Source organism: Actinoplanes sp. NPDC023801 (genome assembly GCF_040639655.1).
Classification (GTDB): Bacteria; Actinomycetota; Actinomycetes; order Mycobacteriales; family Micromonosporaceae; genus Actinoplanes.
Genome location: NZ_JBFAAI010000067.1, coordinates 1 through 7,711 on the forward strand (window position 1 = coordinate 1; position 7,711 = coordinate 7,711).

Annotated in this window: 5 protein-coding genes and 2 pseudogenes; 2 read left to right on the forward strand and 5 right to left on the reverse strand. The window is 66.8% G+C overall.

Features of this window, described 5'->3' with window-relative positions; genetic code table 11:
• Window positions 1-565: 565 nt before the first annotated feature.
• Window positions 566-1,702 (reverse strand): hypothetical protein, encoded by a 1,137-nt coding sequence (locus AB0G04_RS43950; protein WP_360996640.1) that lies wholly within the window; start codon window positions 1,700-1,702, stop codon window positions 566-568.
• Window positions 1,703-2,356: 654 nt separating this feature from the next.
• On the reverse strand, window positions 2,357-2,656 hold the full coding sequence (locus tag AB0G04_RS43955) for a hypothetical protein (protein ID WP_360996642.1): 300 nt from the start codon (window positions 2,654-2,656) through the stop codon (window positions 2,357-2,359).
• A gap of 670 nt (window positions 2,657-3,326) precedes the next feature.
• Here AB0G04_RS43955 and AB0G04_RS43960 point away from each other — a divergent pair.
• Window positions 3,327-3,827 carry a DUF6624 domain-containing protein gene (locus tag AB0G04_RS43960; protein ID WP_360996645.1) on the forward strand — a complete coding sequence of 167 codons (501 nt, stop codon included), beginning with the start codon at window positions 3,327-3,329 and terminating at the stop codon, window positions 3,825-3,827.
• A gap of 396 nt (window positions 3,828-4,223) precedes the next feature.
• Here AB0G04_RS43960 and AB0G04_RS43965 read toward each other — a convergent pair whose 3' ends face one another.
• A complete protein-coding gene (locus AB0G04_RS43965; protein WP_360996648.1) occupies window positions 4,224-5,033 on the reverse strand; it encodes a GAF domain-containing protein in 810 nt (269 codons plus the stop codon).
• A gap of 381 nt (window positions 5,034-5,414) precedes the next feature.
• On the opposite strand from AB0G04_RS43965, the gene AB0G04_RS43970 reads away from it, so the two are divergent.
• Entirely contained in the window at window positions 5,415-5,732 is a 318-nt protein-coding gene (locus AB0G04_RS43970; RefSeq protein WP_360996650.1) for a DUF2750 domain-containing protein, read from the forward strand.
• A 45-nt stretch (window positions 5,733-5,777) separates the two neighbouring features.
• Here the strand turns inward: AB0G04_RS43970 and AB0G04_RS43975 are convergent.
• Both AB0G04_RS43975 and AB0G04_RS43980 read right to left on the reverse strand, forming a co-directional pair.
• Window positions 5,778-5,939 (reverse strand): annotated as a pseudogene (locus AB0G04_RS43975) (hypothetical protein); the annotation flags it as partial.
• A gap of 34 nt (window positions 5,940-5,973) precedes the next feature.
• Window positions 5,974-7,371: pseudogene (locus tag AB0G04_RS43980) on the reverse strand (ISL3 family transposase); the annotation flags it as partial.
• Window positions 7,372-7,711 lie beyond the last annotated feature (340 nt).

A 7,711-nucleotide genomic window follows, 5' to 3' on the forward strand; every position in this document is an offset into this window, starting at 1 on the left:
GTCCTTGCTCGTGGTTCCGTAGGTGCGGGTGGCGAGCTGCCGGCCGTTGGCGTCCAGGCGACGGCGGTGTGGCTGCGCTTGTGCGCGTCGATACCGATGACGAGCATGGGGGTGTCTGACGCGGCGGCGCCCGGCCGATGGGTGCGTGACGATCATCAGTGACGCATTGCTTCCGCCGGCCCAGGCGTCCCGCAGAGACCCGTTCGGCAACCTCGTCTAGAACCTGAGCCGCGCGTGAGCCCACCCAGCGCGTTCCAAGCAGTCTGTTCCGCTCATGTGGACGGGACCGGCGACCTTACGGGCATGACCGATCAGCGCATCGAGCCGCGACGGTGATGGCCGTGGACGCTGTCCAACGCTGGAACGGTATCCCTGCGTCCGCCAGTTCAGCGCCCGCCGGAAGTCGCCGGTCCGCAACGGTGTGGCCTGTCGCCGTTGGTGACCGGCGCCTCCGGGATGCTTGCCGGTGAGCTCGGCCGGTTGGCCGGCGCTCGGATCTCGGCACGATTGGGTCTCAGCATCCTCGTCCGACGAATCGCTGAGGATTACGGGCGCCGGCGGTGTGTCACCGCCACAGGCCTACCCTCAGTGGGGTGTCGTCGGGCTTCTCCGGGGCGTCGCTGGGGTCGGACCAGCCGACGTAGTTGCCCGCGACGATGGCGTAGCTGAGACCAGACGCGTCGTCGCCGACCCGGAACAGCCGGGGCTCGGTCCGTAGGTCCAGCAGATACATGCTGGAGTCTCCGGTCCCGCTCTCGTTGCCCCAGGCGAGCATGCGGCCGCTTGATGACAGAACCGTGAAAGCGCCACGATCGGCCAGCTTCACGTGGGTCGCTTCGTTGCGCTGTGCGTCCCAGGCGTAGAGCTGGCCGGCCTCCTTCTCCTCGCCGGATGCGACGATCCAGGTGACCAGGCCGCCGCTAGCGGTGAGTGAGGTGAGCTCCTCGCCCCTGCTGAGCCTGCCGGCTGCCGCGACCCGGTCGCGGCCGTCGGCGCCGATGTGGTGGATCTCGTACTTGTCCTTGGCGAAGCCGGCCGCGAATGTGCTGCTGCGCACGTAGTACAGGTCCGGGCCGTCAGCGGCGGGCAGTCCGGCATGGGTCGCGGTAGTGCGAAGCTTTCCGGAGCCGTCGAGAGGGCGGCTGACGATCTCGAAGGTGTACTCGTCCCGCTTCTTGGTGGGCCGCATCGTGGGCCAATAGACAGCCGCCTCACCGATGACCGGTGTGGCGGCACCGGGCGGGATGGGCAGTTGACCGCCGGGGACCACCTCCGACGAGTCGCCGAGAACGCGGGTCGTCGTGCCGTCGTGGGCATAGATTCGCCAGTCACCGACGTACAGATTGGTGCTGGATGTCTCCAGCCAGGCTGTCATCCCGTTCCGGTTGGCTCCGTAGATTGCCTGTCGGGCCTTCTCGCCACGGACCGGCGCCAGCGAGACGGGGCGTAACGCGTCTGCCCGGTACATGCCGATGGTCGATTGGACGAGTTCGATCTCGCCGTTGGCGACTTTCCCTTTCGGAGCGGCGGCCACGACAGCCTCACCGGACTCGGTCAGAGCCAGCGGGGCGAGCATCTGCTTGCCGAGCATCGCTGGAACGGCGGGCTGAGGGTCGTAGTGTTTGCCCGCCTCGGCCGGGGTCGCCTGGGTCACCGGGAACGAACCGGTGACCCGGAAGGTCGCCCCATCAGGTTGGGCCACGGCTGCCGGTGCTGTGGTCCTGCTCGCGGCCGGAGCCGGCTCGCTGTTGCGCGAGCCGGCTCCGGTTTCTTGCGTGCAGCCTGCCACGGCACTGATCAGCACGAGAGCGCAGATCAATGTCCTGCGTCTCATCGTCAGTGGACAATCCCGTTGCTCTTGAGGAAGATCGTCGTCATGCCCACCACCTTGACGTCAAAAAGTCTTGACGTCAAGTTTACTTAACATTCTAGGGGTCAGGGCGTCTCGGTGGCAGCGATCGGCATTTAGCTGGCGCGCAACGCCGTTGAGGAGCATCGGAACGGCCACCGACGCGGTGTGGCGCCAACAGCGCCGCGGCCTCGCCGGTGACGCGGGCGCAGCCGCTCGCCGACCGGGCGCGCAGCAGCTCGCCACCGCCTGGCGCGAGCAGCTGGCCGACGAGCAGGCCGCGATCCGCCGCGATGCGCTGCTCGAACAGATCGCCCGCGACGAGCAGCGGCCCGCACTGCTCGGCGATCCTGTCGCCGCATCCACCTCTTCTAGGCCCGGGGTGACGTCTAACCCGTCACAGTGGCGAGGCGCGCGCCGAACCCGGCACGTAAAACGGCCCTGGCGGGCAGGCTCATGTCGGGGGGCCAGCCGGGCCCGCCAGGGCCGTTCGTGCGTGCGAGTGGATCAGTGGGTGCGGGGGTCGTGGTCGTTGCTGCGGCTGCCGGACTTGGCCAGGCCACGGCTGATCATGTAGCCGATGGTGAGCAGGGTGATGTACCACCAGGCCTTGTCGGCGGCGAAGTAGTCGCTGCCGTCGTTGGCGGCGCCGTCGCCGACCATGTTGGAGGCGATCAGCACGCCGATGACGGCGAGCACGTAGACGATCAGCTCAGTGGTCTTGAACGAGGGCTTGGTCTCCTCGCCCCGCGAACGGGTGTGCGCCACGTGGGTGGTCTCGTGGTTGCCGTGAGTGGACGTAGCCATCTGGTCAGCTCCTGAAGAAGTTCATTATCAATGTGTGGGGGGACGTCTTCGTTGACGCCGGGCCTTTAGCTACCCGCCTCCCCGAAATCCCACACCGGCTGATCCGTCACTCGTACGGGTCGGCCCTCACGTGCCACCGGTGAGGGCCCAGATGCGCCGACGGCCGACTACTGCTCATCACCGGGCTAGCAGGCGGCCGACCCCGACGACCGGTGTACCCCGAACGTGTCGATGACCCCACCCATTCCAAGATCATCGCTAACGCCGGTTTTCGTCGGACGTTTCAACTAGACCTCGGACGAGGGATGCTCGCGGCGGCTCGGCGTGCGTACGGTCGCCCGCCTGGAACTCATCGATCTGTGGCCGGCTGACGACCTGGACCTGCGGATGACCGCAGAGATGAAGCTCGCGGCCCTGGCGCTACCGAACGTTCCGCTGGAACCGAGGTTTCTCGGCTGGATACGCCAACTGAGGGAGGAGGGGTGGAGATACAAATCGAAACCAAGGGCATGACCGTCGACCTCTAGAGCGGGATAACTGAAATGCGGCCACCCAACCATCGCGGGGCTCGGACACCCATCATCCGCCTCTACAAGTATTTAATATCGACCAAGATCAATATGCTGCTCGGGTGGAGGGCAAAGATTTCCACTGGTCTAGCGTGCCGGGCATGGTCAACGACGCACTCGCCCAAGAACTGATCGACATGACCGACGAAGGCCGGCGGCTGCAACCCGGTGCGCTCAGCGACGACTTCACCGCCCAACTAGCCCATCGAAGAGTCACCGTCCGCAACGGCGATCGCCTCGCTGAAATCATCGACGAGCACGGTTGGCCGACCGCAGAACTCGTAGGCCAAGAAGCGGCCCGCAGAGCGTGGCTGGTAGCACAGCACGCCGACCGGCAACTGCACCTGCAACGGCGAGCGCTGACCTTGATGACCGAGACAGTGCACGCGGGCAAGGGCGATATCACCCAGCTGGCCATGCTGCACGACCGCATTCTGGTCAATGAGGGCCGCCTGCAGATCTACGGCACCCAGATCGCCGGCATGGTCAACGGCGCCCCCATCCCGTGGCCGTGCCAAGACCCGGAACAGACGGATCAGCGGCGTGCGGAAGCCGACTTGGAGCCGTTCGCGGCCCACGTCGCCAAACACGCGCCGGCCTGACCCACACAGTCGGCTCCCTGTTGCACGCCAGGTAAGCGGCAGTGATGCGCCAGGTAAACGTCAATCACTGCGTCGGTGAAGGTGCCCTCTTCAGCTTGGCGGGATGGAGACCTCGACGGTCACGTCACCCATCGTCGGGCGTCCCGGAGGAACTCGGACATGGAACTGTCGGTGTTCAGCGTCTCGCAGGATCAACATCCGTCGACCTGCGCGGTCCTGGTAGGCGCTGGTGCGTACGGTGTCCATGTCGGGCGTCGCGACTGCGATGGCCTGGCAGCGGGCCAGGACTGCCTCGTAAGCGAGCATTTTGGCTTCGCCCGCAGTGACGGGTACCAGAGTGGCCGACGCGTCGATGCGGGTGAGGCCAGTTGATCAGGCAGAACACTGATCGCGGTGTCAGCGGTTGAGGTACGCTGCCAGGCCGCCGAGTTCTTCGTTGGCGATGAACACGGACCGCACATTGAGGATGGCCTCTTCGACATGCTGGTTGCAGCCCCAGGCGGAGTCTCCCCAGGAATCGGCGAGCTTAAGTTCGGCCGGGGCGGTGCATCCCTTGGTGCCGCCGAGCTGGCAGTGTTCGGGGCGCGGTGCGGCGGTGTGCGTGGCGGCGGCGGCGCGCATCCGCTCCGCGAGTTCCGCGGCGGCAGCGGCGCGCTGCACTGCCTCCTCGCGTAGTTCGCGTTCGGCGCGTACCGCGGTGAGGGCGGCCAGGCGGAGCTCCAGATGTTGCGCGACCTGGTCGGCGAGGTGGCCGAGCACGGTGTGCTGCACATCGGTCAGTTGCCTTGGCATGGCGTCGATCGCGGTGACGGTGCCCAAGCGGTGGCCGTCGATGGTGATGATCGGGGCGGCGGCGTAGAACCGCAGTCCCAGTTCGCCGCGGACCAGCGGGTGCTCCAGGGTGCGCGGGTCGATCGCGGCGTCGTTGACGACGTACGAGCCGTCGGCGCAGAACGCCGACGCACACAGCCCGGGTTCGGTGCCGACCTGCGTCACCCCGTCCAGGCCTTTGGTGGCGGCGAACCACACCCGATCGGCGTCGACGATGCTGACGGTGGCGATCGGGGTGCCGCACAGGGCCGCTGCGGCGGCGGCGATGGTGTCGAACTGGCCATCGGTGGGGGCGTCGAGGATTTCGTAGCGGCGTACCGCGGCCAGCCGGGCTGGATCGGTGAGGGCGGTGCTGCGGTCAGTGGTGCTCGACACGGTGTGGTGCTCGCTTTCGAAGAAGGGCGCCTCGGGTCGCGAGGTGTGTGGACCAGGGTGCCGGTGAACCGATCAGCGCGGTGAAGAGGGTAGTCCACGGTGGCTTCGTAACGGTGGCCTGACACCCGCGCTACCGAAGCCCACCGGCTTCTGAGCGCACTGCCACTTACCTGGCGCCAGCACTGGCATTTAGCGGCTCTGGCTCACTCTTGGTGGACTAACCACGGATGGTGACGAGCCGCCGGAAGCAGGCCGTTTCCCCATGCAAGGGTGGAGCTCGCGGTTGATCTTCCGCTGTTAACGTCTTCGGTCGTGAGCCAGAGTGGTAGCCAAGCGGCGGCGTTCTTCCGTGAAGTCGCTGTTCATCGCACTGTTTGGTTCGTGCGTGATGATCAGGGAAGTCCTGCGCCCAAGGTGTCGAGCGGTGCTCGGGCGATGCCGTATTGGTCATCTCGGGCCCGTGCTCAGCGTGCGGCTGACGTGTGGGGTAGCGACCTGCGTCCCGTCTCCGTCTCTTTGGAGGCGTGGAGGGATGTGGACCTCCCGGACCTCGTTGATGAGGGCTATCAGGTGGGGATCAACTGGACTGGTTCCCGATTAACCGGCTGGGATTTCACGGTGGCGGAGGTGCTCAATCGCTTGGCTCACGCTTTACGCGAAGGCCCATACTCCGACGAGGAGTCACCCGGGGCGAGGTAGAGGCGTGCAAGCGGTCAAAATCCCGCGAGCACCAGAGCTTGCAACTCAATGTGGGATGAGGATGCGGTGGCGGAGTAGGTCGAGGTTGGCGCGGCCGTACATGGCGCGTTTGAGTGCCTTGGTGCGGTTGACCTGGCCTTCGACGGCGCCGGAGCTGTAGGGCAGGGTGAGTCCGGCGGTGACCGCGGCGTGGTCGCGGCGCAGGCTGGCGACGAGGGTGTGCAGGGGCGGGTAACTCGTCGGCTTCCACCGCGCGCATCCAGCCGTCGAGGTGCTCCCCGCCGAGTTCGTGCATCATGGCGGCGAACGCGGCGACGTGGCCGCGCATCACTCGCAGTTTCGGGCAGCGGGCAAGGATGCCGGTGAGCGCGGCGCTGTGCTCGGTGTTCAAGTGCTCGGGCGTGGTCATGATCCAGCCAGTGACCCGGCGCGGTTTCGGTGCCCGTGCCGGCCCTGGCATGGTGGCCGGCGGGCGTAGTGGTCGCAGGTAGCGCTGCACGGTGCGCAGGCTGCCGCGCCAGCCGCGGGTTTGCAGTTCGGCGTGCAACATGGCGGCGTCGGTCAGTTCTTCGGCGCGGCGCTGGTGGATGTAGTCGGCGTAGTCGTCCAGCACGCTGGACCGGTGGGTCGCCGGGGCGAGTAGGTCGTCGAGGTTCGCGGCCGCGTACCGCTGTACGGTGCGGAAGCACACGCCGAGCTGGCGACTGATCGCCGTCAGGGAGTGCCCTTGGTCCCGCAACTGGTGGATGGCGGCGTGCCGCTGCTGCTTGCGTGGCACCAGCGGCCGGGGCTGGCCATTGACGTCAAGCGTCCGGTCGAGAGTCGGCACCACGGTGTCGGCCGACTCGGGTTGAGATGCTGGTTCGGCCAGGCAGCCGCGGTGGGCCCACACAGTCGTCTCGACCGCCTCGCCGAGATTGGCCCACAGGTGATAGCGATCCGCGACCTGCACCGCCTCCGGCGCCCCGGTCCGCGCGCCCTCGGCGTAGGCGCCCCCGCGGTCGCGGCAGATGACCTGCACACCGGGATGCGCTCGCAACCAGGCGGCGAACGTCTCGGCAGTGCGCCCGGCGAGCACATCGATCGGGCGGTGGGTGTCCATGTCGATCAGGATCGTGGCGTACACGTGCCCGCGCCGCAGCGCGAAATCATCGACACCCAGCACCCGCGGACCCGCCTTCACCTCGGGCGCTGGCATCGCCCGCAGCAGCCGTAACAACGTCGAACGGCTCACCGAGATCGCCGAGCGGGCCGCGAGCCGCTCTCCCGGACGGCCGGCCAGGGCCACCGCGATGGTTTGCAACTGCCGCCGTAACGCCACGCTCTTACGGGCATGCGGTGCCGTCAGGCCGGGAATCTGTTCGGCGAACGTGCCCTGCGCGCACTCGGGTGCCACGCATACGAACCGTCGTACCTGCAGATGGATCGTCACCCGGCGGCCGCCGGCCGGTAGATCCGCCACCCGGCGTTGATAACGGGCGTGCACCCGCGGCGACGCCGTGCCACAACCTGGACAGACCGCCGAGGCGGCAACCGTACGCGTCCGTACCTGGATCTCCCGTTCGCCGTCGCTGACCTTCTCCACCCGTACCGCAGCCCGCCAAGGGAACACCGAATCGATCAACGTCGCGTCAAACACCCGAAGATCATCGGCGCACGTCGCTCCGAGTCACGACTCCACCTAAAGTGCGCCAGAGCCCATTTAGCTGGCGCACGATACTGCCGGTCCAAGCCCCGCGCGGCGACCAGCAAACCGCCGATCACGAGACCCGCAGTTACCTACGCCACCTGGTATCGAAACTCGCAGACACGAAATCCGCCGACGATCAAGCGGCGCCGAAAGTGACGTTCACATGGTGTCCAAACCCGTTTCTGGCGCACGAAGGGGAGTGTCAAGAAAACGGTGTAACTCGATGTTGTTGAAGGTCAGTTACGGGCTGCGGTGAGTCGTCCTTCGAAGGCGAGATCGAAGGCGTTGA

Excerpts from the sequence above, each read along its gene's own strand:
- AB0G04_RS43955 (WP_360996642.1), bottom strand. The coding sequence starts at position 2,656 with ATGGCTACGTCCACTCACGGCAACCACGAGACCACCCACGTGGCGCAC.
- AB0G04_RS43960 (WP_360996645.1), top strand. The coding sequence starts at position 3,327 with ATGGTCAACGACGCACTCGCCCAAGAACTGATCGACATGACCGACGAA.